Origin of the sequence: Rothia terrae (assembly GCF_014705925.2) — a bacterium.
GTDB lineage: Bacteria > Actinomycetota > Actinomycetes > Actinomycetales > Micrococcaceae > Rothia > Rothia terrae.
This window is the reverse complement of the sequence record NZ_CP061539.1, coordinates 1,141,726-1,167,445: the sequence shown is the minus strand read 5'-3', so window position 1 is coordinate 1,167,445 and position 25,720 is coordinate 1,141,726. Positions and strand designations below refer to the sequence as shown.

Here is a 25,720-nt window from a genome sequence, read left to right as displayed (position 1 = left end):
CTGAAAGGCACCACCCATGAAAACCACACCGCTCGCCGTCGGCGCGCTCGCATTCACTGCCCTCCTAACTGGTTGCTCATCCAGCTCAATCACCGAGAATAAGCCCGAAACTCCAGCATCCTCAGCATCAACGAGTGCATCCGCTACCGCAACAGCGTCAAGCTCCCCCGAGCAAAGCACCGCAAGCACCAGCTCAGCCCGGTGCCCTCGCCTTCAACTTCAACGGCATGAACTGCTACCTAGCTGGCGGAGAAGCATCCTGCAGCGGATTCGACCCAACCCATAACGTCAACTTCTTCTTCAGCGACCACGGCTACACCGAAGTACCCGCAGGCCAACCCGGTTCAGCATCCGATATGGCAGCGGTACAAAACACCCTGCCTGACGGTTACGAGCTCTCCTCAGAAGGAGCGTCCTGCCGCGTCGGTCAGCACACTTTCATTTGCGACAACGCCATTGGCGCCACCTTCGGCATTGGCCCGGACGGCTTCTTCCAGGGCTAAACCACAAGATAAACCAGCTAAAAGCCGGGACTCAGACAACAACTGAGCCCCGGTTTTTGCCGTCTAAAACTCTTCTAACAGGTCAATAAAACCGCACGTCATATTGACGTTTAAAGCAGCAAACGTTCACTAATCCCCTGCCTTACGCACCTCTGCCCCTAAGCTGAAACTAACCACAGTTATTATTTCTTACACACAGAAATGGAGCGCGTTATCGTGTCAGATAACGCCACTGCTTCACAGGCTGCCCCGGGCTCACGCCTGCCAGACCTCACCAAGCAAGCAATTTTCACCATGACGTTCGGCTTCTTCGGCGTCAACATGGCGTTCTCGCTCCAAAGCGCGAACATGAGCCGCATCGCTCAACCCCTCGGAGCAGACCCCAACCAGCTCGGCTTCTTCTTCGTCTTCCCACCGCTCATGGGCATGGTTGTGCAGCCAATCCTCGGACGCATGTCAGACAAAACCTGGATGGGACGCTTTGGCCGCCGTATGCCCTACCTGCTGATCGGCACCCCGCTGGCGGCAATCGTCACCTTCTTGCTCCCATTCTCAGGCTCCTTCGGATTTGGCTACGGCTCACTCGCCGCGCTCATCTACATGGCAACCGCTGTCTGCCTCATGGACGTCTTCAGCAACATCGCCATGGCGCCCTTCCGCATGGTTCTAGGCGATACCGTCAATGACAAACAGAAGAACTTTGCCTTCGCCTGCCAACAAATCTTCGCGTACGCAGGCGGTATCTTGGCGGCGCTGTTGCCCTACGTTCTCACTCAGCTGGGCGTTCCCAACACAGCCGAGAAAGGCGTCGTACCGCAGTCAGTGATTTGGTCATGCATGATCTCAGCGGTTCTGCTGGTCATATCGGGGCTCTTTACCGCCCTGCGCACCAAAGAATACGATCCCGAAACCTACGCCCGCTACCACGGCGTTGATTTGCGCGCCAAAGCTGAGGCAGAAAACGTCGGCACACTCACGCTCTTCAAGAACGCTCCTCGCGCCTTCTGGGAACTATCGGTCGTACAGTTCTTCTCATGGATCGGCATCATGTACACCTGGACCTACGCCACCGGAGCCATGGCAAAGAACATCTGGGGCACTACCGACCCAACCTCTGCCGGTTACCAGGACGCCGGCAATTGGTACTCCGTCATGACTGCGGTTCTAAGCATCTCAGCTCTCATTTTCGGTATTCTCTACTCGCGTTCGGACGCTGGCCACCGCAAGCACTGGTACGCCTTCGGCCTGTTCTGCGACGTAGTCGCTATCGTCGCCGTGGCAACCACCCAGAACAAGTGGGTAGCTCTTGCCGCCTTTGTTCTCTACGGCTTCGGCAACTTCGCTATCAACACCATGCCGTTTGCGATTTTGACGTCCTCGCTCAAAGGCAAGAACGTTGGCTCGTACCTGGGCCTGTTCAACATTGCAGTGTGTCTGCCGCAGATTATCGGCTCGGTTGCTGGCTTCTTCTTGGTACCCGCGTTCGGCGGCAACCTTTCATACATGATGCTCTTTGGCGCAGTCTTCATGCTCATCGGCGCGGTCTCTGTGTACACCGTCCACGAAGGACGCTAGTTCACGGCTACCTGCATACGATAAACGAAAGCCTCGGGATAGATTCCCGAGGCTTTCGTTATATACCCGCTAGGGATTTACTGTAGCAGGTCTTCGTCAGCGTCCAATACCCATGATGCGAAGGACTGATCTGCGCTCTCACGGTGGGCAACGAAGTTGCGAGTCAGGCGCTCAACGTAGTCAGCCAACTCGTGCTGCGCGACCTTGAGGCCTCGCACCGTGCGTCCTACATTGCCCTCGCCCTTGTTGGTGTAATCCGCAAGCTGGCCACCCAGGTGAACCTGGTAACCGGGCATACGTTCACCATCAACGGTAATAATCTGCCCCTTAAGCCCGATATCAGCGGTCTGAATACGAGCGCAGGAGTTCGGGCAACCGTTGATGTGCAGAGTCAACTTAGCCGGAAGCTGGTCTTCAATATCAGTCAAACGCTTTTCGAGCTCCGCAATGACCTCGGTGGCAACGTCTTTGGTTTCAACGATCGCGAGCTTGCAGTACTCGATGCCGGTGCACGCCATGGTATTGCGGCGGAACAGCGACGGCGCGTGTGCCAAACCCAGCTCATTGAGTCCCTGCACGACTGCCGGAACTTTGTCACCGGGAATGTCGAGTGCCACGAACTTCTGGTAGACAGTGGTGCGCAGACGATGCGAGCCGTTAGCTTCAAGAAGGTCAGCGAGCGCGATTAGCTTGGTGCCCGAGAAGCGTCCGACGGTGGTTGCAGCGCCGATGTAGTAGTTGCCGTCTTTTTGTTCGTGAATGCCGATGTGATCGCCAGATACTTCGGGCACGGGTGCGGCGGGGCCATCTGCTAGCTTGTAGCCGAGGTATTCGGTTTCAAGGACGTCGCGGATTTTTTCGGGGCCCCAGTCAGCCAGGAGGAACTTCATGCGAGCGCGGTTGCGCAGGCGTCGGTAGCCGTAGTCGCGGAAGATTGAGGTGACGCCTGCCCAGACTTCGGGTGCTTGTTCGGGAGTGACGAATGCGCCGAGGCGTTCTGCGAATTTGGGGTTGGTGGACAATCCGCCGCCTACCCACAAATCGAAGCCGAGCCCGAGTTCGGGGTGTTCAACGCCGATCAGAGCGATGTCGTTGATTTCGTGGATGACGTCCTGTGAGGGGTGCGCCGAGATCGCTGTCTTGTATTTGCGCGGCAGGTTGGAGAATTCGTGGCTGCCGATGTATTGGTCCCTGATTTTTTCGAGGACGGGTGTGGGGTCAAAGAGTTCATCTTTGGCGATGCCTGCAACGGGTGAGCCGAGGATAACGCGCGGTACGTCGCCGCATGCCTCGGTGGTTTGCAGCCCAACCTCGTCAAGTCGACGCCAGATTTCGGGTACGTTCTCTACCTCAACCCAGTGCAGCTGGATATTCTGACGGTCGGTTATATCTGCGGTGTCGCGGGCAAAATCACGGGAGATTTCGCCGATGACGCGTGCCTGCTGGGTGGTCAGCTGGCCGCCGTCGATGCGCACACGCATCATAAAGTACTTGTCTTCAAGTTCTTCGTTAGACAGGGTTGCTGTCTTGCCGCCGTCGATGCCGGGTTTGCGCTGGGTGTACAGACCCCACCAGCGAAAGCGTCCGTGAAGGTCGTGATCTTCAATGGAGTCGAAACCTTCGCGGGCGTAGGTGTTGAGGATGCGGTCGCGAACGTTCAGACCGTCATCATCTAGCTTCCATTCTTCGTTGCCGTTGAGAGCCTGCTTACCGTCAATCTTCCATTGGCCGTTGGGCTTAGCGGAGCGCGGTGCCTTCTTTTCAGGTGTGGCCTCATCAGCTCGAGGTGTCAGTGTTTTTGCCATGAGTTTCTTACCTTGTGTGAATCTTATTTCTTTAGTGCGTTGTTGAGGGTGCCATTTTTTCGCTGTAGTAGCGTCGGCGCTGGGTGAGCTTTTTGTTGGCGAGCATTCCTCGGATGCTTAGGCCACCGCCTACGAGCACCACGAGGGCGTATGCGAGCGGGGCAAACTGCTCGTGGTTGGGAATCGCATCCAGTACGTAGCCCATGTTGGTGAGCACCAGCGTCGTGCCGACAAAACCGCCCAGCACCGTGGGGTTGACGATGCTGACCAGCCAGGCGGCAATCGGGGCTGCCACCATTCCGCCCAGCAAAAGACCGCCCACAGCCATCAGGTGCTGAAGAAGCTCGTCCCACATAGCCAGCAGAAAACCGGCGGACGCTGCCAAGGTCACCAAGAATTCGGCGGTATTGACGGTGCCAATGATGCGCCGTGGCTCTTCACGGCCGATGCTCAGCAGGGTCGATGACGTGACCGGCCCCCAGCCGCCGCCACCGGCCGCGTCCACAAAGCCACCGAACAGGCCAAGAGCGGAAAGCATACGACCGCGTGGAATACCAGCGCGCTTGCCCGCTACCCTGCCCCGGGCAAAGCGAATCACCAAGCTGATACCAATCAGCGTCAAAATTCCTGCCGTCACCGGCTTAGCAAAAGCTAAGGAAATATGAGCCAGCAGCGTTGCACCAATAAAAGCACCGATAGCGCCAGGAATACCGAGCCGTAACACCACACCCCAGTCAACATTCTTGAACTTCCAGTGGCTCAAACCAGAAACCAAAGTAGTGCCAAGCTCAGCCACATGCACCGTTGCTGATGCCGATGCGGGGTTCATCATTGCCAGCGCCATCAGCAAAGTAGTTGATGTAGCGCCAAAACCCATACCCAAACTGCCATCGACCAGCTGGGCAACCGCTCCCCCTAACGCAATCAGAATCAAAGAGCGCATATCAGCCTCTTAACCGTTGAACCACGCCTCGCGTTACGCGGCGCGTCCAACCAATCCTGCTGCTAGGGTGTTGCCGTCTTGAGCGTCAATGACAAGGAACGAGCCCACGCGGCCACGGCCGGAATACTGCTCAACGGGTAGCGGCTGAGCAAGCTGAATGTTCACCGTTGCGATGTCGTTGAGCGCCACTTCTTCAGCCGGTGCAGAGGTTGATGAGTCAATATCAAAAACGCTCTCAACGCTGCGGATGCGCGCACGCACCAGCGAGGTTCCATAACGAACGTTCACCTTAGCGCCGGACTTGAGTGGCTTCTCAGACAGACCCACCAGTGTTGCGGTGAACTCACGCTGATCCTCAGGACGCTGCGCTGAACTCAACAGGTCACCACGTGAAAGGTCAACATCATCAGCAAGCAACAGCACCACGGAGTCATCAACACCAGCGCTATCTACAGCACCGTCGGTGGTCTCGATGCGAGTCACTGTAGAGCTCAAACCGTTGCCGGTAGCCACCGTGTCGCCCACGCGTACGCTACCTGCAGTCACGCGTCCTGCATAACCGCGGTAATCCTTGCCGTGATCACGAATCACGTACTGAATCGGAAAACGGAACTCGGTAGAGGTATCGTTCGCGGTCTCAATGGTCTCTAACAGGTGCAAGACGGTCGGGCCGTCATACCAGGGAGTGTTTTCAGAGGGTTCCACCACGTTGTCACCGAGCAAAGCACTAATCGGGATAACGTTGACGTCATCAACGCCGCGCTCATGCGCCAACGCAGTAAATTCATCGCGAATGTTCTCAAAGATTTCCTGTGAAAAATCAACCAGGTCAATCTTATTGACAGCCAGAATCACATGCTTGATACCGAGCAAACCTGCAACGCTCAGGTGACGGCGAGTCTGAGTCACCACACCGTGGCGGGCATCCACCAGCAAAACCACAACATCAGAAGTTGAAACGCCGGTGACGGTATTGCGAGTGTACTGCACGTGACCGGGCGTATCAGCCAGGATAAAAGTGCGCTGCGCGGTTGAGAAGTACCGGTAAGCAACATCAATAGTGATGCCCTGCTCACGCTCAGCACGCAAACCATCAACCAGCAAAGAAAGGTCAATATGCTCAAGACCCTTCTCACGCGAGGTACGCTCTACCGCTGACAGCTGATCAGCGAGCACGCTCTTAGTATCATGCAACAGGCGTCCCACAAAGGTTGACTTACCGTCATCTACGCTACCTGCGGTGCACAGGTGAAGGGTCTGACGCTGCTGTAGTACCTGCGAAGCAGTGTTTTCAGGTGTAAGAGTCATTTTAGAAATACCCTTCCTTCTTGCGGTCTTCCATAGCGGATTCGCTCAGGCGGTCATCGGCGCGCGTAGCACCGCGTTCAGTCAAAGTAGATGTAGAGATTTCGGTAATAATGTCTTCAACCGTGACGGCATCTGACAGCACAGCACCGGTGCACGACATATCACCCACCGTACGGTAACGAACACGCTTAGTTTCGGTGGTTTCGTCCTTGCGCGGGCCACCCCACTCGCCAGCCGTCAACCACATACCGTCGCGCTCAAACACCTCGCGGTCATGCGCAAAATAAATCGGCGGAAGCTCAATACCGCGAGCACCGATGTACTCCCAAATATCAGCCTCAGTCCAGTTAGAAATCGGGAACACACGAATGTTCTCACCCGGTAGATGGCCACCGTTGTAGAGGTTCCACAATTCAGGACGCTGGCGGCGAGGATCCCAGCCGCCGAAAGAGTCACGCACCGAGAAGATGCGTTCCTTAGCGCGCGCACGCTCCTCATCGCGTCGAGCGCCGCCAAGCACCGCGTCGTACCCCTGCTCTTCAATGGTCTCAACCAAAGGCACAGTTTGAAGCGGGTTACGAGTACCGTCAGGGCGTTCCTGCAACTCGCCGCGGTCAATCCAATCCTGTACCTTAGCCACGCGCAAACGCGCACCGGTTTTCTCCACCAGGTTGTCGCGGAAAGCTAAAACCTCAGGAAAATTATGGCCGGTATCAACATGCAAAAGCTCAAACGGCACCGGCGCAGGCGCAAAAGCTCGACGCGCCAACTCGTAGACAACAACAGAGTCTTTACCGCCAGAAAACAGCAAACCGACCTTGTCGAACTGCCCCGCAACCTCGCGAAGAATATGAATCGACTCGTTCTCTAAATCTTTAAGATGAGGTGATAGTGAAGTTGATGTGCTCATGTGTGCAAACCGCATTCCGTCTTGTTAAATCCTGCCCAGCGTCCACTGCGAGGGTCCTGCCCTTCTTCCACCTTGGCGGTGCACGGTGCACAACCAATCGAAGGGTAACCAGCCAGCGTCAGCGGGTGAATAATCAAATCTTTGTCTTCAATAAACTGCTGAGTCTCTTTTAAGCTCCAGGTGACCAGCGGCGAGATCTTCAACCGGCCATTCGCGTCAATATCCAACGCCGGAGTGTTAGCACGCAACGGCGAATCAGCGCGACGCAAACCGGTAATCCAACCAACGTACGGACCCATAAAGCTCGCCAAAGGCTCAACCTTGCGCATTCGACAACACGCCGTCGGGTTCGAGGCAAAGAGATCTTTACCGTAGGTCGCGTCCTGCTCAACAGTGCTCAGCAACGGCTTAGCCGTAATCAGTTCCTGCGGGTAACGCTGCTTGACCTGCTCAGCCACGGTCAACGTCTCAGGAAAGTGATACCCGGTATCAAGAAACAGAAAATCAGCATTCGGCAGATAATCCGCTGCCAATTCAGCTAAAACGGTGTTCTCCATGGACAAGGTGACAGCCAGCTTGCCCTGCACATGCTCGTGAGCCCACTCCAAGATTTCTTGGGCGCTCGCATCGTACAAAGCATCCGCATACTGCTCAATCAGCTGCTGATTGTGGGATTTTTCAGCATCGCTCAGTTCCAGCGGGGGTTGGGTGCCCTCCGGGCTCACCTCAGGGTCTTTGAGTGAGCGCGCATCAGACCCAATCCCAAAATTCTTAAATGTTGGTATTGCTTGCGGCATGGGACGTCCTTCCAACTGTGTGTTCAGTTGGTTGCCAGTCTAAACACCTACCACTAGGTCTTTCACGTACTTTTTATTCAGCCCGTCATGTCACGTATAGATTCGTCAGAAAAAGTAACTTTGCAATTTTACGTAAAGAGTAAATATGTAGACTCGCGCCCGTGCGCGTGATTATAAGCTGTCATCACCGGTGATTCCAGTGTTTTTTAACACTTCGTCATGTTTGCCGGATGCGAGCCGCGTCAGTTGCTTTTGTCGCATTGCGTCACGCTAGCGGCTAGTTGAGAAGAAGCGTGACACAATGAGTCCTATGCGTATTTTGTCTATTCAATCAGCTGTAGCCTACGGTCACGTTGGCAATTCAGCAGCAGTATTCCCGCTTCAGCGTCTGGGCCACGACGTTATGCCCGTCAACACCGTTCTATTCTCAAACCACACCGGCTACGGCGCATGGCGCGGCCCGCTTGTTTCAGGCGATGATGTACGCGAAATCGTCACCGGCATCGAAGAGCGCGGCGGCCTCGACGACACCGCCCTCGTCATCTCCGGCTACCAGGGTGGCTCATCCATCGGCGACGCAATTTTGGACGCGGTTGCCAAGGCACGCGCTAAAAACCCTAACGTCCTGTACTCCTGCGACCCGGTGCTCGGTAACGCAACCTCGGGCTGCTTTGTCTCTCCCGAAGTTCAGGAACTCATTCGCGACCGCGTCATTCAGCACGCGGATATCATCACTCCCAACCAGTTTGAGCTCGGCTTTGTGACTAACACTGATCCCAAGACCTTGGACGAGGTGCTTGAGTCGGTGAAGAAGGCTCAGGAAATCGGCCCGAAGACTGTTTTGGTCACCAGTGTCTCAACCCCGGACACCCCCAAGGATTCCATTCAGATGCTCGCTGTTTCAGGTGATGAAGCGTGGCTAATCACTACCGACCGTCTGCCTATGAAGGCTAACGGCTCAGGCGACGTTACGCAGGCGCTTTTCGCATCGCACTTCGCATCCGGCAAGTCACTGAAAGAAGCACTTGAGGTGACTACCGCCTCCGTTTACGAACTGTTGAAGAAGACCCTGGATTCAGGTCAGCGAGAACTCCAACTCATTGAAGCTCAGGAATCGTACGTAGCGCCTCAGGTGAAGTTCGAGGCGCAGCGTATCAAGTAACGTCCTGCCATACACACGCCTTGACCCGGCGTTTTTGGCTTGAACCGGCTACAACCAACCGCCAGCTCAAGCGAAAACGCCGGGTCAACGTGTCAGTGGCTACAAATCCGGTAGGACGCGTCCGCCTCCAGCACGCGCTCCTTAGCTACCGAAGCGACGACGGACGCAGAGTCCTCATCACCAGGAATCACGAGAGGCTCAGCCACAATCAGACCCTTCCCCGCTCCATCGAGTTTGTGCAACAGGCCTTGGAAGAAGCCGCGTCCCATGAGATAGGTTGAAACGAACTCAGCTGAATGTTCCTCAACAACATCGGCGATTTTAGGGTCGATGGACGCCACAAAACCGTGCGGCGCGTGCTGAGAGAGTAGAGTGCTAAAAATTTCGGACTGCAGCTCCACTGCCTGACGCCCGTCAGCGCGAGATGAACCGGCGGCGGCCATAACAATCTGACCGTAGCCATCCCAGCCAGCTTCTTCTAGGCGGGTACGCTGCAGTTTAGCGAGCTGGGCGGAAGGCCCCAGTGCACGGGCGATGCGGACATCGCGTGCCGGGGACGCATCGGCGGCTTTCTTCATATCCACTTGAGTGTGGTAACCGGTGGAAAGTAAAAGCGGAACCATGATGACTTCATCCTCCTCGCTGAACTTCGCGGCAACCGCGTCCAACGATGGTTCTTGAACATCAACGTACGCCTCGTGCACCTGAAACGCCCCCGCATCTTCAGCCTCAAGTTGCTGAGCGAGGGACTCGCGGATGGCGTCGATAGTGGCGCGTCCGTCGGGGCTGTCGGTGCCGTGGGCAACTGCGATGACGTGTTTCATTTAGAGTCCTTTGCGAATCACTTTGTACTGCGCTGCTTGAGCAACCGGGCGCAGGGTGATGTGGTCAAGGTTGATGTGGTGTGGCACGTTGACCGCGAACGTGACGGTCTGCGCAACATCTTCCGCCAGCAGGGGCTTTTCGACCCCAGCGTAGACCTTATCGGCAGCGTCCGCTGATCCCAGTCGGTTGAGTGAGAACTCTTCGGTGTGCACCATGCCGGGGCGAATCTCAATGACGCGCACGTTGTTTTCGGCTTCTTCTAGGCGCAGGGCTTCGGTCATACCGCGTTCAGCAAACTTGGCGGCGTTGTAGCCTGCCCCGCCCTCATAACCGGCCTCAGCAGCGGTTGAGGTCAGCGTCAGCACGGTTCCTTCCCCGGATGCACGTAGGGCGGGCAAGAAGGCACGCGTCATGTTCAGCGTACCCACCACGTTGAGCTCAAACATAAAGCGGTAGTCTTCGCTTTTGCCGCTGCCCACCGAATCAACACCGCGAGCGCCACCGGAAATATTCACGAGAGTGGAGATTGCACCGCTGTGCTGTTCCACAATGTTCTGCGCAACTTTATTGACTGCGTCCTCGTTAGTGATATCAAGCGGGATGGCAATAGCGCCGGTCTGTTCAGCCAGTTCATTCAGGCGGCCTTCGCGTCGTGCGACTGCGTAGACCGTCCACCCGGTAGCGCGCATCTGCTCGACAGTTGCCCGCCCAATTCCCGATGATGCACCTGATACAACGGCAATCTTGCCGGTGTGTGCATCGGATGCGAAGGGGTTGGTGGGAATGGTCATGGTGTGCCTCCTAGTATCCCGCTAATCGTTGGTCAGTCTCTATTCTATGAAGCGTCGCGGGTGTAAGCCTTCTAAAACTAAGAAGCGAGGTTCATATTTTGATTTGTGAAGCTCTAGCAGTGCTCCAATGTTGCACAATCTCACGCTGTATAAAGTAGGGGTATCTTAGCGTCTGACTTCAATACATGAGACAATGGCGAGCATGGCTGAAAATACATTGGGCACAGACACGCCCGTAACCATTAATGTTCCTGATCGTCCCGCGCTTGAGGGTCTTGAGCAGAAGCTCACCTCGCGTTGGGAAGAAACTAAAACCTACGCGTTCGATGAGAACACTACGCGTGAGCAGGTGTACTCGATTGATACGCCTCCCCCGACGGCTTCGGGTTCTTTGCACGTTGGTCACATGTTCTCATACACCCAGACCGACGTTATTGCGCGTTACAAGCGTATGACCGGCAAGAATGTCTTCTACCCGCTGGGTTGGGATGACAACGGTTTGCCGACTGAGCGTCGCGTCCAGAACTACTACGGTGTTCTGTGTGACCCCGCTATTGCTTACGATCCTGACTTCAAGGCGCCCGAAAAGCCCGCCAAGAATCAGCGCGACTGGCCCCGTATTTCACGCGGTAACTTCATTGAGCTGTGTGAAGAGTTGGCAACTGAAGACGAGAAGGTCTTTGAGCAGCTGTTCACCACCTTGGGCCTGTCAGTGGATTGGTCACGCACCTACCGCACCATCGATGCTCACTCACGCAAGGTTTCCCAGCTTGCTTTCTTAAAGGATCTTGAAGCTGGCAATGCTTACATGGCTGAGGCTCCTACCATGTGGGACATCACCTTCCGCACCGCGGTTGCTCAGGCTGAACTTGAGGATAAGGAACGCGAAGGCGCGTACCACCGCATCTCATTCCACCGCCCCGATGGTGAGAAGGTCTGGATTGAAACCACTCGTCCCGAGTTGCTTCCTGCCTGCGTTGCTCTCGTTGCTCACCCCGATGACGAGCGTTACCAGCCCCTGTTTGGCACCAAGGTAACCTCGCCGCTGTTCGGTGTTGAGGTTGAGGTTAAGGCTCACCCGCTGGCTCAGCCCGATAAGGGCGCAGGTATCGCAATGGTCTGTACCTTCGGCGATACCACTGATGTCACCTGGTGGCGCGAGTTGCAGCTTGATACCCGTGCGCTCATCGGACGCGACGGCCGCTTTGCCAAGGAAACCCCCGAGTGGATTACCTCAGCTGAAGGACGCGAGCGCTACGAGCGTATGGCTGGCGCAACCGTTTTCTCAGCACAGAAGGCTGTCGTTGAGATGCTGGTTGAGACCGGTGAGATGGAGGGCGAGCCCAAGAAAATCATGCACCCCGTGAAGTTCTACGAAAAGGGCGACAAGCCTCTTGAAATCGTTGCTTCACGTCAGTGGTACATTCGCAACGGTGGACGTGACGCTGACCGCCGCGAGAAGCTGATTGAGCGCGGCCGTGAGATGAACTGGCATCCCGCTTTCATGCGTTCACGCTACGAAAACTGGGTTGAAGGCCTGAACGGTGATTGGCTGATTTCGCGTCAACGTTTCTTCGGTGTGCCGTTCCCGGTGTGGTACAAGCTTGATGCTGAGGGCGAGCCGGATTACGAGAACCCGATTCTTCCCGATGCGGCGTCCTTGCCTGTTGATCCCGCATCCGAGGTTCCTGCTGGTTACACCGAAGATCAGCGCGGCGTTGCTGGCGGCTTCATTGCAGACCCTGACGTCCTTGATACCTGGGCAACTTCATCACTGACCCCGCAGATTGCGACCGGTTGGGGTGTCGATGACGATCTTCACTCAAAGACCTTCCCCATGGACCTGCGTCCGCAGGGTCACGACATCATCCGCACCTGGCTGTTCTCAACCGCTGTACGCGCTGAGACCCTCGCGGGTAGCGTGCCCTGGCACAACACCGCGCTTTCCGGCTGGATTCTTGACCCCGATCGCAAGAAGATGTCCAAGTCAAAGGGAAACGTCGTTGTTCCTAACGACGTTTTGGACAAGTACGGCTCGGACGCTGTTCGCTACTGGGCGGCATCCGCTCGCTTGGGCGCAGATACCGCCTACGACGAAGGTCAGATGAAGATCGGCCGCCGCCTGGCTATTAAGTTGCTCAACGCATCCAAGTTCGTGCTCAATCTCGGCGCAACCCAGGATTCAGTGATTACTTCTGAGCAGCAGGCTCAGGTTGTCACGAATGAGCTTGACCGCTCATTGCTTGCTCGCCTGGCAACCCTCGTTGAAGAAGCAACTCGCGCCTTTGAGAACTACGAGTACGCACGTGCTCTGCAGATCTCAGAGACCTTCTTCTGGTCATTCACCGACGACTACGTAGAGCTGATTAAGGATCGTGCCTACGGCGCTCGCGGTGAAGAAGAGCAGGCTTCTGTTCTGGCAGCTTTGGCTACCACCTTGGACGCGATGCTCCGACTCTTCGCCCCCTTCATGCCTTTCGCAACCGATGAGGTTTGGAGCTGGTGGCGTGCCGGCTCAGTTCACCGCGCCCCTTGGCCCACCGCCGAGGGTTATTCAGCTGTTGTTAACGGTGCAGATGCAGAAGTTCTGCCCACCGTTGGTTTGGCGCTGGGTGGTCTGCGCAAGTCAAAGTCTGAGGCTAAGGTCAAGCAGCGCACCGAGGTTAAGGTTGCTACCATTACCGCCGATGCAAGCTCCATCGCCCGCGTCCGCGCAGGTGAAGCAGACCTCAAGGCTGCAGGTAACGTCGCAGAACTCAACTTGGTTGAGGGCGACGTTGACGAGCTGACTGTTAGCGATGTTGAACTGGTTGTAGAAACCGAAGAAGCAAAATAATTTCGCTTCCTCAGCTTAACGCTCATCGCTTGGCGCCCAGTACACCTGGGCGCCAAGCGTCTTTGTGAAGGATTGAACGGTGTCAGAGAAATTCGACATACGCCAGATGCCGGGGTACCCGCAGTATCACGGCGACACAAAGGAACCACTCACCACCACCCACAAGCATTTGCCCGGTGTTGGTGGGCGCACCGCCCTCAACGGTTGGATTGATAAAGCGTATTTTGGTTTTGCAGGATTGGCGTCTATTTGGTTGGCTATCGTAACGCTCACTACAGCGTTTAATAAAAGCTGGACGTCCGTGCCCCTGATTTTGCTGATTTGGGCAATCGCAGCCTACATGACGCTGCCGCGCTTGCATCGCATCATGACCGCGTTGTATGTTCCCGCCTACTTTATCGGTAGAACTCAAACCGGCGATGGTCTGCTCGGTGACCCGGTCAATATCGGTATTCGCGGTGAGTCGATTGACGTTCACCGCGCTATGCGCAAGGCGGGTTGGCTGAAGGCTGAGCCGGTGACGCTGGCGAGTTCGTGGCGCATCATTATCAATACTTTGCGCCGCCGCCCCTACCCCACTGCCCCGGTGTCGCCTCTCTACCTGTTCAACCGTAAAGAGGATTTCGCTTACCAGCAGGAGGTTGATGGAAGCCCTTCGAAACGTCACCATGTGCGTTTTTGGAAGACGCCACCTGAGTGGAAGCTTCCGGGCGGCGCTGAGGTCGACTGGGTGGCCGCGGCAACGTTTGACCGCGCTGTTGGTCTTTCACTTTTTACCTTGCAGGTGACGCACAAGATTGATGCTGAAACCGATAAAGAGCGTGACTATGTTGTAGACACTGTTCTCTTCGGCAACAAAGAAGCCTATCACCACGTGATTAAGGACTTCTCGGCAGGCTATCATTCGCGCAACGGCGGCGGCGATAACATCATCACCGACGGTAATTTGCCCATTCTCGAGCTCGATAATGTTATTACCGAAGAAATGGATATCCCGGATCTTTCACCGGAATCTGAGTATTCGCATCACCGACGCCCGTGGGAGCTTGTGGAGCAGATTCCGCTGAGCACGGTTTTCGCATCGGCCTTTATCATTATCGGCGCGTTGTTGCACTTTGTTAACGGTGTGCTCCGCTTGATTAACGAGCATCTCTTTGCGCACGTGAGTGATTTAGACTCTCTCATGTTCGCGATCGAGCATTCAACCCAGCCCGATGAGGTCTTCGACAGCACACTGGTTCTCTCGCTGATTGGGCTGTCTGTATTCCAGATAATTTTGGCAATCGGTGTTCTGCGCGGCAGGCAGCGTTCACGCAAGATTATCTTGCTGATTTTGACGGTCTCGCTCATCTTCACCTCGATTCTGTGGTTGCGTGATTCGCTAAACTACACCGGTACCTTTACCGTGTACGTACTCATGGCATCTCACGTTTTCGCAATGCTTGAATACACTTCTGACGGTGCCGTGAATTACACACACAACATCACGCGATCACGCCGCATCCAGCGGTTGAAAGACCGTGCACGCAAGTTGGTTCACCCGTACGGTAGCCGTAGAGCACGATAGTTTTTTGCTCATCACGCAACACACAAAAAGCCCACTGGTTCACGAGGAATCAGTGGGCTTTTTACATGGTTTAGTGCTGGCAGCCTGGACACCAGTAAAGCTTGCGTCCAGCTACTTCTTCAACGCGGATAATACTGCCGCATCGCCGGCAGGGTTCGCCGTGGTGCATGTAAACGTAGTTTGCGTGTTCTGGCCACGCTTCTGTTTCGGGTATACCCGGACGGTCATCAGGTTCGGTGGTGATGATGCGACCTACTCGCACACCGATATGCAATAGGTGCTTATTGTCCTCCCACAACGCTTCAAGCTCGCTGGCGTCCAGCTCTTTTGCCGGGCGGAACGGATTTATTTTCTGGCGCCATAAAGACTCAGCTCTAAAGATGTTCCCAACGCCCGAGATAGATTTTTGGTCCATCAGAACAACACCGATGGGGCGGCCAGTTTTGGACGCTGCGCGATAGAAGGACGCGGGGTCGGCATCATCGTTGAGAGGGTCTGGGCCCAGCTTGGCGCGGACGCCGCGGACCTCGTCCGGGGTGAGCACCCGGCAAATAGTAGGACCAATCAGGTCAGCCCAGCCGTGTTCACTTACGATGCGAGTTCGCACGGTAGCTTTTGGCTCGGGCGCCCCTTGGTATTCACCCGAAACTTCGGCGGTACCTCGTTCTTTCTCACCGATGGTGCGCGGGGCACCAATCGAGGATGCGCCGTTGAACTGGTCATCGCCGCCGAAAGTCCACGCGCCGTAGATGCCAAGGTGTACGTTCAGCGTCAGATCGTTCTCAAAATTCACAAACAGGTGCTTGCCGTGAGCAAAGGCTGAAATAATCGTGTGCCCATCCAGCAGGGCGGCACCGTCTACGAATCTTCCCTGTGGGCTACTGACGGCAACCTTCTCCCCCGCAAAGACATCGTTAAACTGACGCGCGAGGCGGTGAATGGAGTGACCTTCTGGCATGATTTTCCTTCCAGAGACTGGAGTTGAAAAAAAATTTGCGCCGGTGACTGTCTTTAGCCCCGGCGCAGCGATATAAGTAGTTAGTGCTTGTTGATCTCTTTGCCAGCAATATCGCCGGTCGAGAAGAATTCATCAATCTGGTTGATACGGCGTACGTGACGTTCGTCGTTCGAAAAAGGCGTGGTCAAGAAGGTTTTGATGAGCTCAAGTGCTTCTTCTTTTTCGTGCTGGCGGCCGCCCACAGCGACAACCTGAGCATCGTTATGTTCGCGAGCCAAAGCTGCGGTGCTCTGGTTCCAGACAAGTGCCGCGCGAATGCCCTCTACCTTGTTAGCTGCCATCTGCTCGCCGTTGCCTGAACCACCCAGCACAATGCCCAATGAATCGAGACCAGATTCCCGGTCAGCCTTAACTGCGAGTGCCGCGTTGATGCAGAAGCTGGGGTAATCGTCCAGAGCATCGTATTCAGCGGGGCCGTGGTCAACCATCTCGTAGCCCTCGGCGGTGAGGGATTCAATGAGGTAGTGGCTCAACTCAAGACCAGCGTGGTCAGTGGCGATATGAACTCGCACAGTGTTGCTCCTTATTAGCACAAAGTATGACGGTGAGATGCAACAGTATGTTCATGAAACTCGTTGCTTCTCGCTATTGAAGAAAAGATTTCTGGTTTGAGCACCTTCAGCACTAGAGTGTGTTGTGTAGCACTGCAACTGTTGGTGTCTTCTTATCGATTGTATTGCACTTTTGATCTCAGAGCATCCTAGGCTTTTCGCTCGTCACCTCAGTTTCAGTCTTATCGACAACACCTCGTTTTTTCGAAAGGAACCCCATGCCAGGTATGAACCTGACCCGTGAAGAAGCTGCCGAGCGCTCACGCATTGTTACTAATGTCCAGTCCTATAAGGTTGAGCTTGATTTAACTCGTGGCGAGCGCGTTTTTTCTGCTATCACCGAGATTCGTTTTGAAGCGGTTAAAGGCGAGTCAACCTTTATTGATGCCATTACCGATTCTGTGCGTAGCATTGAGCTCAACGGTGAGTCGTTGGATGCCTCGCTGGCAGACGGCGTCCGTATTGAGCTTCCGGCTCTGGAGGCGTCAAATGTTCTGCGTATTGACGCTGACATGCTGTACACCAATACGGGTGAGGGCCTGCATCGCTTTGTTGATCCGGTGGATAACGAGGTGTACCTGTATTCGCAGTTTGAGGTTCCTGATTCTCGCCGTGTGTACCCGGTGTTTGAGCAGCCCGATTTTAAAGCTGAGTTCGAGTTCGTTGTGACTGCCCCGGCTCACTGGGTTGTGGTGTCTAACCAGTCAGAGACTTCGGTAGATGAAAACGGCGATTCAAAGACCTGGTATTTCAAGCCCACACCGCGCATTTCGTCCTACATCACCGCAATTATTGCTGGTCCTTACGAGTCAGTGCGCTCGTCCTTGACCAACGCTGAAGGACGCGAAGTTCCTCTTGGTGTGTTTGCTCGTAAGTCGCTGATGCCTTATCTCGATTCTGAGGATATTTTTGAGCTGACCCGCCAGGGTTTTGAGTTCTATGAAGAACAGTTCAAAACTCCCTACCCCTTTGATAAGTACGATCAGCTCTTTGTTCCCGAGTTCAATGCTGGCGCAATGGAGAACGCTGGTGCGGTAACTTTCTTGGAGAACTACATCTTCCGTTCCAAGACTACTGAGGCGATGATTGAGCGCCGCGCCATTACTGTTCTGCACGAGCTGGCACATATGTGGTTTGGCGATCTTGTGACCATGAAGTGGTGGAACGATCTGTGGCTTAATGAGTCTTTCGCCGAGTTCATGTCTACTCTTGCGGCCGCAGAAAACACCCGTTTCTCGCAGGAAGCATGGGCGACTTTCTCAGCATCGGAGAAGACCTGGGCTTACCGTCAGGATCAGCTTTCTTCAACCCACCCCATTGTGGCTGAGATTAAGGATTTGCACGATGTTCAGGTGAACTTCGATGGCATCACCTACGCTAAGGGCGCCTCTGTTCTGCGTCAGCTGGTGGCATGGGTTGGTCAGGAAAACTTCATGGCTGCGCTCAAGACCTACTTTGATAAGCATTCGTGGGGCAACACCGTGCTCGACGATCTTTTGGTGGAGCTTGAGGCTGAGTCAGGACGCGACGTGCGTGCGTGGAGCGCTAAGTGGCTAGAGACGTCTGGCGTAAACACTTTGACTCCCGTGATTGAGCAAGACGAGAATGACTACATCACCTCGCTGTCCATCAAGCAGACTTACGCAGAAGGCTTTGAAACCTTGCGTCCTCACCGCATGGTTGTTGGTTTCTACAACTACGACGGTTTGACTCTTGATCGCACCGAACGCTTTGAAATTGATGTGGACGGTGAGCTCACCGAGGTTGTCGAGGCAGTCGGTAAGCCGCGACCTGACATGATTTTGCTTAACGATGAAGACCTGACTTTTGCCAAGGTTCGCTTTGATGATGACTCCATGGATACCGTGGTGGCGCACCTGCGCGATATCGATTCCTCCGTTGCTCGCGGCGTAATCTGGGGCGCACTGTGGGATGCTACACGCGACGGTGAAATGGCAGCTCGCCGTTTTGTCGAACTGGTTCTCAACAACATTGGCAAAGAGACCAACTCCACCGCTGTGATGGTTCAACTTCGCAACCTAGAGCTAACCCTTCGTTCGTACGTTGACCGCGACACCGTTGAAGAATCCAAGGTTCACGCAGCAGATTCTCTGTGGAATATCGCAAAGGCAGCTGAGCCCGGTTCGGACAATCAGCTGCAGTTTGTGCGAGCTTTCGCTCGTTTGGCACGTACCGACGAACAGCTCGATACTGTAGAGGCTCTGCTTTCGGGTGAAGAAAAGCTGATGGATCTTGAGATCGACACCGATCTTCAGTGGGCTCTGCTAACCTCATTGGTAGCTGGTGGACGCCGTACCCAGGCTGATATTGATGAGGCGCTGAAGCAGGACAACACTTCCAACGGGCAACAGGCTGCAGCCACCGCATCAGCGTCCATTCCCACCGCTGAGGCAAAGGCTAAGGTCTGGCACGAGGTAGTTGAGACCGGCGAACTCTCAAACATCGTCCAGCGCTCAGCTATTGCCGGTTTCTACAACGGAAACAATGATGAGGTTCTGGAGCAGTACACCGACAAGTACTTCGCTGAAATTGAGAAAGTCTGGCGCGAACGCAGCCACGAGATCTCAACCCAAATTATTACCGGGCTGTACCCTGCAAACCCCACCGAAGAACTGCTGGAGAAAACCGAGAAGTTCTTGGGTTCACTGGGTGAGGACGCGGCATCCCTCAAGCGTCAAGTGGCCGAAAACCGCGACGGGGTCGTGCGTGCACTTGCTGTTCAGAAAGCTGATCACCTCTAAGAGCATGCTCAGCTAGCACATCAGAATGCCGGGGTCACCTTCACCAGGTGTCCCCGGCATTTGTGTCAACCAATTTTTCTGCAAGAAGTGCCCGGGGCTAGAGTTGAAGTATGGCAGATATTTCAATTGGTCCTAACCCTCATACTCAGAAAAGCTTCTACGAGCAGGTAGGTGGCGCTCCGGTTTTTGAGAAACTGTGCCGCGAGTTCTACAAGCAGGTCGAGGCTGATCCCGAGTTCAAGGCGATGTATCCCGAAGAAGATCTCGCCCCGGCGGAGCGACGTTTACGCATGTTCTTGGAACAGTACTGGGGCGGTCCCACCAGTTATCAGGCAGAGCGTGGGCACCCGCGTCTGCGCATGCGTCACAATCCATTTGCGATAGGGCCCAAAGAACGCGACACTTGGCTCAAATTCATGCGCAACGCCATGAACACACTAGAGCTCTCCCCTATGCACGATGCCATGATGTGGGACTACTTTGAACGCGCCGCCCACGCAATGCAGAACCGGGCATAAGCATACCGGCCAGAATGAGATAAGGCTACACGCGAGCAAGTACGTAACCGCCCGGAGCGTTCAGACGCACCCACCCATCGGCGGTGTAGACGCTTACCGCGTCCATCGATTTGCTGGGCAGAAAACCCAGCACCTCAGCTGCGAAAGCAACACCGGCGGGGATCGGCATTTCAAAGCCAGGTAACGGTGATGACCAAATACGCGAGCGGACAGTATCTAAGACCGCATGGCCAGGGTTCTGAGGTAGTGCCTGATCAACCGCGTCCATGCCCTCTTTGGCGGTCCTCCGCAAAGTCTCAGCATCGATGCTACCCTGCAACTGCCACCCGCTCAGTGGCGGGGTTATGCCCGCCCACGCCGCATTGACAGTTACCGGAGGCAGGGTAAGCTTCAACCCTTCGTCCTCAATACGAGCCAGACGATCGAGCAGAGCCGAAGCCTCGACCACTGTATCGATGTGAGCAGAATTTTCCAGAGGGACAGCGCGCATACCTAACACGGTAGGCATAGCGTCCAATAAGGTAGCAGGGGCTAACACAGCAACGTAAGCGGCCAAGGCTTTTCCACGGCTCAAGAGCTTAACAGCAACCTGCGAATCAACGGCACGAGCACGAGAGAAGAAGGTCGCTAAATCGCGGGGATCCGCTTTACCGCAGAACTGAGCTCTCTCACTTACCGCTTCTACATTTTCACTCATCGTATCTCGCCCCTTATCCACAAAATCTATATCATCAGGTTTAAGTAAGAATACCCTTTTCACCGATTGAAGGAACATGACCACCACCACTGACAATCATCAGCTTCAGCCAGAACCCACCGAGCTTCTACTTTCAATGCTCAACCTCGAAGATCTCGCGCCTAACGGTCACGATGATGCGTTGTACAGCGCCGAGTCACTCACCCAAGAAACTCCGCGCATTTTTGGCGGTCAGGTGCTAGCGCAATCCATCATTGCCGCCTCACGCACGGTTGAAGAATCCCGCTCATTGCATTCCCTCCACGGCTATTTTCTACGCCCCGGCGCAGTGGCAGACCCACTGACCTACGGTGTTCAAAAACTTAACGATGCCCGCTCATTCTCAGCGCGACGCGTGCACGGCTATCAGCACGAAGAGCCAATCTTCTCATGCATTATGTCTTTCCAAGAACCCGCTCGCGGGTTTGAACACTCAGCGACGATGCCCTCGGACGTGCCGGAACCTGAATCCTTACCGACTGCCGCGGATCTCATCGGAAAAGTTCCGCATCCTATGGCTCAGGCAGTGGCTTTTACTCGTCCCTTCGACATCAGGCATATCACCCCCGCGCTCTATACGCAGACGGATCAAAACCACCGTGCTACGAACATGGTTTGGCTCAAAACCACCAGCGCGCTACCCGATAATCCTGTAGTTCATCAGGCGGCGTTAGCCTACGCATCCGACTACACAGTCATGGAGCCCATTCTGCGAGCGCACGGCAAATTCTGGTTGCAGCCCGGCATCAAGTTCGCATCGCTGGATCATTCCATGTGGTTCCACCGGCAGGCGCGTGCCGATGAATGGCTTCTCTACGTACAAGAATCTCCCACTGCTCAAGACGCGCGCGGTTTGAGCACCGGTAGGTTGTTCACTCGCGATGGCGTTCACGTTGCTACGGTAACGCAAGAGGCAATGCTGCGTTTTCCCGAGTTCAAATAAGTGAAGTTAGGTACAGCAAAACCCCGGCCAGCAACACTGACCGGGGTTTTGTTTTTGGCACTACTTAGCGAGTGAGCTTGCGGTGTACGACGCGGTGAGGCTTAGCTGCCTCGGGGCCGAGGCGTTCAACCTTGTTCTTCTCGTAAGACTCGAAGTTACCCTCAAACCAGTACCAGTTATCGGGGTTCTCATCGGTGCCTTCCCATGCGAGGATGTGGGTTGCTACTCTGTCGAGGAACCAACGGTCGTGGGAGACCACGACAGCACAGCCGGGGAAATCCAGCAGTGCGTTTTCAAGAGAGGTCAGGGTCTCAACGTCCAAGTCGTTAGTGGGCTCATCGAGCAGGAGCAAGTTGCCGCCCTGCTTGAGGGTCAGTGCCAGGTTCAGGCGGTTGCGCTCACCACCGGAGAGCACACCTGCCTTCTTCTGCTGGTCGGGACCCTTGAAGCCGAATGCCGACACGTACGCGCGTGATGACATTTCAACCTGGCCAACCTGAATGTAGTCCAGGCCGTCTGAGACAACTTCCCACAGGGTCTTCTCTGAGTCGATGTTTGCACGGTTCTGGTCAACGTATGAAATCTTGACGGTTTCACCGATCTTGAGTTCACCGCCATCTAGCGGTTCCAGACCAACAATGGTCTTGAACAGGGTTGACTTACCTACACCGTTAGGACCAATCACACCTACGATGCCGTTACGGGGCAAAGTGAATGAAAGGTCGTTGATGAGTGAGCGACCGTCGAAGCCCTTCTGAAGGTCTTTAGCTTCGATAACGACGTTGCCCAGGCGGGGTCCCGGCGGAATCTGAATTTCTTCGAAGTCCAGCTTGCGAGTCTTCTCAGCTTCTGCAGCCATTTCTTCGTAGCGAGCCAAACGAGCCTTTGACTTTGCCTGACGACCCTTTGAGTTTGAACGTACCCAGTCGAGTTCTTCGCTCAAACGCTTAGCAAGCTTAGCGTCCTTCTTACCCTGAACCTGCAGACGTGCCTGCTTCTTCTCTAGGTAGGTGGAGTAGTTACCCTCGTAGGGGTACAGGTTGCCGCGGTCAACTTCTGCAATCCACTCTGCAACGTGATCGAGGAAGTAGCGGTCGTGGGTAACGGCAATGACTGCGCCCTCGTAGGACTGCAGGTGCTGCTCGAGCCAGAGCACTGATTCAGCGTCCAAGTGGTTAGTGGGCTCATCGAGCAACAGAAGGTCGGGCTTCTCGAGCAAGAGCTTGCACAGTGCGACGCGACGACGCTCACCACCGGAAAGGTGGGTTACGGGCATATCACCGGGAGGGCAACGCAAGGCGTCCATTGCCTGCTCAAGCTGTGAGTCAATGTCCCATGCGTTAGCGGCATCGATAGCTTCCTGAAGCTTACCCATCTCTTCCATGAGAGCATCGAAGTCAGCGTCGGGGTTAGCCATCTCTTCTGAGATTTCGTTGTAGCGAACAATCTTGCCGTAGATTTCGCCAACGCCTTCCTGGACGTTGCCCAGGACGGTCTTTTCTTCGTTCAGCGGGGGTTCTTGCAGAAGAATACCCACGGTGTAGCCCTCAGACAGGCGCGCTTCACCGTTTGAAGGGGTATCCAAACCAGCCATGATTTTAAGGATGGTTGATTTACCTGCACCGTTCGGGCCGACCATACCAATCTTGGCGCCGGGGAAGAACGACATAGATACATCGTTGAGGATGACTTTATCGCCCACAGTTTTGCGGGCTTTAGACATCGTGTAAATAAATTCAGCCATACCTTCAAGGCTACCGTGAACACTAAAGATATGCACCTACAGCTCTCGCCGTGAAAAGGATTTTAATCACCACCTGGTCAGGTGAGCGTTCGGCAACGAGTGATAGTGGTTCATTATCCATTGTTGCCGAACGCAGGTGGTGAGGGTTCGTTGCCTAATGCGTCATTGCGTACAGCGCTTTCTGATTATCCTCGGTAGGTTCAACGAGATCAGAAAATTCTGCGTCAGAGGATGCTACACCATTCTGAGGGGTGAAAAAATGTTCATCGGAATTCGCTGAGCTGTGGCGCTCCGTGTAGGACGCATGCTCACCGGTGTTCTGCTGACTAGGTTGTGAATTCTGCTGGTCTGCCTGATGTTCACCCGACTGCGTGTTCTGACCTGGTTCAGAATGGGCTCTGCGTTCAACGGTGCGCTCATAAAGAGCAGTACCAAAGGTAAGATCGTGCCCCACGGTGGTGGCATCAATCTCCACATTGGTAATAGTGGTGTTCTCGTCGCGATCCCACTTTTTAACTTTAAGGCGGCCCGTCACAATGACAGGCTGGCCGACGCGCAGGCTTCGCACGGTGTTCTGAGCAAGCGCGCGAAAAGCATTGACCGTGTACCAATTAGTGTCTCCTTCTCTGTAAACACCGGCTGCTTGGTCATACCAGCGCGGGGTGGATGCCACACGAAAGTTGGTGACAGGCACTCCGCTAGCGGTGGTTCGCAAGGTGGGTGCAGTCGCTACAAATGCTCGAAGTGTAAGAGTGTCGCTCATGGTTCCTCCAATGATCGTTGTGAGCGGGTGATTTATTTGTAAATCGCGTGTTCGCCCGTCGACAAGGAAAATCAAAAATCTGTGGAAAACTGCGCTGCTGGCAGGGTTTTGCACAGTCTGCTGTGTGTAATATTTGGTTTCCACAGGTTGAGTGTCCACAGTTTTTGGAGTTTCTTGGCGGTAAATACAAAACGATTTAGTCTCAAACCATGACTACTTTTGAACCACAAGAAATAACCGATGACGCTGTCCCATCCTGGGTAAAAGACGAACGCACCGACCTGTATTTCAGGAATGAGTGGGGTACTGTTCCCCTCACTCAGCACAAAATTTTCGAGCACCTGTGCCTTCTCACTTTTCAGCTGGGATTGCAGTGGAAGGTGGTCCTCAAACACAGAAAAGCTCTAGCCAAGCACCTCAAAGATTTTGATCCTGCGCATATGGCGACTCTGACGGATGCAGATATTGATTCCCTGCTACTTGAACCGTCGATGATTCGAAACAGGCGAAAAATTGAGGCGTGCGTCCACAACGCCAAAATGTTGATGTACCACGAGATCGATCTACCGGAGGTCTTATCTGAACATTTTGGTAAAACCATTGTTTTAGACACATCTGCCCACGGTATGCCGCGCACTTACCCTGCAACTGATGAGCTTTCAAATTTTTTCAAAGATTGCGAGATGCAACTGGTCGGCCCGGTTCTGTGTTGCGCGTTGGCGCAGGCCACCGGTTATATTCGACCGCAAAAAGGTTAGGATAGAGGTAGTGAAAGTGACGTAGACTTCATTGGGAGTCACTTTCATCCCCCGCATACTACTGTCGTCCCCCTTTGGAAAAACCATGAAAAAGATTCTTCCCGTTATCGCTCTTACCGCGCTGGTTCTTACCGGTTGCGGAACTAACAATGAGGATGCGGCTTCCCCCAGCCAGTCTCCCTCACGTAGTACTTCGAGTAGTTCAGCAAGTGCGACCAGCACTAGCCCTTCACCGAGCCAGAGCCCTTCTTCTGAGTCCCCCGCCTCACCTGAAACCACGGCTACAGAGACTCAGGCAGAGCAACCTGCTCCTGTCGCTCCTGCAACACCAGAGACTACAGAGACCCCCGTGCAGGCAATCAATCCTCCGGCAGATCAACCTGTCGCCACCGAGATGCCGGTTTCTGCCATTCCTGAGTATGATCCCAACGCCGCTCAGCAACTGACTGTTGAGGATTTCATCAATACGGGAGGAAACTGCATTTCAGATGCTTGGACCTCAACTCTCCCCTTTGACGAGGAACTTTTCGAAAAGGTCAAAATGTACTGCGATACAAATGATCTCGGCGACTGGGCTGGTGGCAATGATCCTTACGCCTACGCGCAACAGTATCAGCAACAAACTACTAGGCCTGAGCCGCAATTCGGTTACACAAACAACGAATTAACATACGAACAGTGCCAAATTCTTGACCATAACACCGCGATGAGCGGGCAGATTCAATACTGCGGTACCGAATATGGTCTATAAAATCTAAAAAGCAAAAGCCGGTCTGACATATTTCTTCATGTCAGACCGGCTTTATTGCGCCCCAGGAGGGAGTCGAACCCCCGACCAAGAGATTAGAAGGCTCCTGCTCTATCCACTGAGCTACTGAGGCTCGCACCAGCGTTTTGCGCTGTGG

The 25,720-nt window shown here is 54.6% G+C and carries 22 protein-coding genes and 1 tRNA gene; 10 read left to right on the top strand and 13 right to left on the bottom strand.

Translation table 11 applies throughout. From position 1 onward, the window contains the following. The first annotated feature begins 134 nt into the window (after positions 1–134). The gene (locus IDM49_RS05415; protein ID WP_190725285.1) at positions 135–503 is read left to right on the top strand and encodes a hypothetical protein; all 369 of its coding nucleotides are present in this window, start codon (positions 135–137) and stop codon (positions 501–503) included. 216 nt (positions 504–719) lie between these two features. Further along, positions 720–2,078, top strand: coding sequence for an SLC45 family MFS transporter (locus IDM49_RS05410; protein WP_228008206.1), 1,359 nt, complete (start codon positions 720–722; stop codon positions 2,076–2,078). A gap of 77 nt (positions 2,079–2,155) precedes the next feature. Here the strand turns inward: IDM49_RS05410 and IDM49_RS05405 are convergent, their stop codons facing one another. From IDM49_RS05405 to IDM49_RS05385, 5 genes are read right to left on the bottom strand one after another with little or no spacing between them, the layout of a single operon-like run. Further along, positions 2,156–3,883, bottom strand: coding sequence for a nitrite/sulfite reductase (locus IDM49_RS05405; RefSeq protein WP_190725283.1), 1,728 nt, complete (start codon positions 3,881–3,883; stop codon positions 2,156–2,158). A 31-nt stretch (positions 3,884–3,914) separates the two neighbouring features. Further along, the gene (locus IDM49_RS05400; protein ID WP_168615274.1) at positions 3,915–4,826 is read right to left on the bottom strand and encodes a sulfite exporter TauE/SafE family protein; all 912 of its coding nucleotides are present in this window, start codon (positions 4,824–4,826) and stop codon (positions 3,915–3,917) included. A 33-nt stretch (positions 4,827–4,859) separates the two neighbouring features. Next, positions 4,860–6,134, bottom strand: a complete 1,275-nt coding sequence (locus tag IDM49_RS05395) for a sulfate adenylyltransferase subunit 1 (RefSeq protein ID WP_190725282.1) — start codon at positions 6,132–6,134, stop codon at positions 4,860–4,862. A gap of 1 nt (position 6,135) precedes the next feature. Beyond that, positions 6,136–7,044, bottom strand: coding sequence for a sulfate adenylyltransferase subunit CysD (cysD, locus tag IDM49_RS05390; RefSeq protein WP_228008205.1), 909 nt, complete (start codon positions 7,042–7,044; stop codon positions 6,136–6,138). Continuing rightward, the gene (locus IDM49_RS05385) at positions 7,041–7,841 is read right to left on the bottom strand and encodes a phosphoadenylyl-sulfate reductase (protein ID WP_190725280.1); all 801 of its coding nucleotides are present in this window, start codon (positions 7,839–7,841) and stop codon (positions 7,041–7,043) included. Before IDM49_RS05385 ends, cysD begins: the two co-directional genes overlap by 4 nt. 310 nt (positions 7,842–8,151) lie before the next feature. Here IDM49_RS05385 and pdxY point away from each other — a divergent pair, with 310 nt between their 5' ends. Beyond that, entirely contained in the window at positions 8,152–9,003 is an 852-nt protein-coding gene (pdxY, locus tag IDM49_RS05380; RefSeq protein WP_168615278.1) for a pyridoxal kinase PdxY, read from the top strand. Between the two features lie 92 nt (positions 9,004–9,095). Here the strand turns inward: pdxY and IDM49_RS05375 are convergent, their stop codons facing one another. Together IDM49_RS05375 and IDM49_RS05370 are read right to left on the bottom strand one after the other, a co-directional pair. Next, positions 9,096–9,827 (bottom strand): sirohydrochlorin chelatase, encoded by a 732-nt coding sequence (locus tag IDM49_RS05375; protein WP_190725279.1) that lies wholly within the window; start codon positions 9,825–9,827, stop codon positions 9,096–9,098. Beyond that, positions 9,828–10,619 (bottom strand): SDR family oxidoreductase, encoded by a 792-nt coding sequence (locus tag IDM49_RS05370; protein ID WP_190725278.1) that lies wholly within the window; start codon positions 10,617–10,619, stop codon positions 9,828–9,830. It abuts the gene before it with no gap. Positions 10,620–10,821: 202 nt separating this feature from the next. Between IDM49_RS05370 and valS the strand changes: the two genes are divergently transcribed. Further along, a complete protein-coding gene (gene valS, locus IDM49_RS05365; RefSeq protein WP_190725277.1) occupies positions 10,822–13,455 on the top strand; it encodes a valine--tRNA ligase in 2,634 nt (877 codons plus the stop codon). 79 nt (positions 13,456–13,534) lie between these two features. Then, complete coding sequence (locus IDM49_RS05360) at positions 13,535–15,022, top strand: LssY C-terminal domain-containing protein (RefSeq protein ID WP_228008204.1); 1,488 nt, start codon at positions 13,535–13,537, stop codon at positions 15,020–15,022. A 70-nt stretch (positions 15,023–15,092) separates the two neighbouring features. On the opposite strand, the gene IDM49_RS05355 is transcribed toward IDM49_RS05360, so the two are convergent. Together IDM49_RS05355 and IDM49_RS05350 are read right to left on the bottom strand one after the other, a co-directional pair. Continuing rightward, positions 15,093–15,980 (bottom strand): Fpg/Nei family DNA glycosylase, encoded by an 888-nt coding sequence (locus IDM49_RS05355; RefSeq protein ID WP_190725276.1) that lies wholly within the window; start codon positions 15,978–15,980, stop codon positions 15,093–15,095. Positions 15,981–16,060: 80 nt separating this feature from the next. Further along, on the bottom strand, positions 16,061–16,552 hold the full coding sequence (locus IDM49_RS05350; RefSeq protein WP_168615284.1) for a ribose-5-phosphate isomerase: 492 nt from the start codon (positions 16,550–16,552) through the stop codon (positions 16,061–16,063). A gap of 257 nt (positions 16,553–16,809) precedes the next feature. Between IDM49_RS05350 and pepN the strand changes: the two genes are divergently transcribed. Continuing rightward, positions 16,810–19,353, top strand: coding sequence for an aminopeptidase N (gene pepN, locus IDM49_RS05345; RefSeq protein ID WP_190725275.1), 2,544 nt, complete (start codon positions 16,810–16,812; stop codon positions 19,351–19,353). Positions 19,354–19,463: 110 nt separating this feature from the next. Further along, on the top strand, positions 19,464–19,871 hold the full coding sequence (locus tag IDM49_RS05340; protein WP_168615286.1) for a globin: 408 nt from the start codon (positions 19,464–19,466) through the stop codon (positions 19,869–19,871). Positions 19,872–19,896: 25 nt separating this feature from the next. Here the strand turns inward: IDM49_RS05340 and IDM49_RS05335 are convergent, their stop codons facing one another. Next, positions 19,897–20,568, bottom strand: coding sequence for a transcriptional regulator (locus tag IDM49_RS05335; protein WP_190725274.1), 672 nt, complete (start codon positions 20,566–20,568; stop codon positions 19,897–19,899). 76 nt (positions 20,569–20,644) lie between these two features. Here IDM49_RS05335 and IDM49_RS05330 point away from each other — a divergent pair, with 76 nt between their 5' ends. Further along, positions 20,645–21,550: an acyl-CoA thioesterase gene (locus IDM49_RS05330; protein ID WP_190725273.1), complete on the top strand. Its 906-nt coding sequence runs from the start codon at positions 20,645–20,647 to the stop codon at positions 21,548–21,550. Positions 21,551–21,614: 64 nt separating this feature from the next. On the opposite strand, the gene ettA is transcribed toward IDM49_RS05330, so the two are convergent. Together ettA and IDM49_RS05320 are read right to left on the bottom strand one after the other, a co-directional pair. Then, positions 21,615–23,294 (bottom strand): energy-dependent translational throttle protein EttA, encoded by a 1,680-nt coding sequence (gene ettA, locus IDM49_RS05325; protein ID WP_168615289.1) that lies wholly within the window; start codon positions 23,292–23,294, stop codon positions 21,615–21,617. A 154-nt stretch (positions 23,295–23,448) separates the two neighbouring features. Continuing rightward, positions 23,449–24,057: a single-stranded DNA-binding protein gene (locus IDM49_RS05320; protein WP_168615290.1), complete on the bottom strand. Its 609-nt coding sequence runs from the start codon at positions 24,055–24,057 to the stop codon at positions 23,449–23,451. 209 nt (positions 24,058–24,266) lie between these two features. On the opposite strand from IDM49_RS05320, the gene IDM49_RS05315 reads away from it, so the two are divergent. Both IDM49_RS05315 and IDM49_RS05310 read left to right on the top strand, forming a co-directional pair. Further along, a complete protein-coding gene (locus IDM49_RS05315) occupies positions 24,267–24,815 on the top strand; it encodes a DNA-3-methyladenine glycosylase I (protein ID WP_190725272.1) in 549 nt (182 codons plus the stop codon). Positions 24,816–24,900: 85 nt separating this feature from the next. Beyond that, on the top strand, positions 24,901–25,566 hold the full coding sequence (locus tag IDM49_RS05310; protein WP_190725271.1) for a hypothetical protein: 666 nt from the start codon (positions 24,901–24,903) through the stop codon (positions 25,564–25,566). A 57-nt stretch (positions 25,567–25,623) separates the two neighbouring features. Here IDM49_RS05310 and IDM49_RS05305 read toward each other — a convergent pair. After that, positions 25,624–25,696 (bottom strand) — tRNA-Arg (locus tag IDM49_RS05305). Positions 25,697–25,720 lie beyond the last annotated feature (24 nt).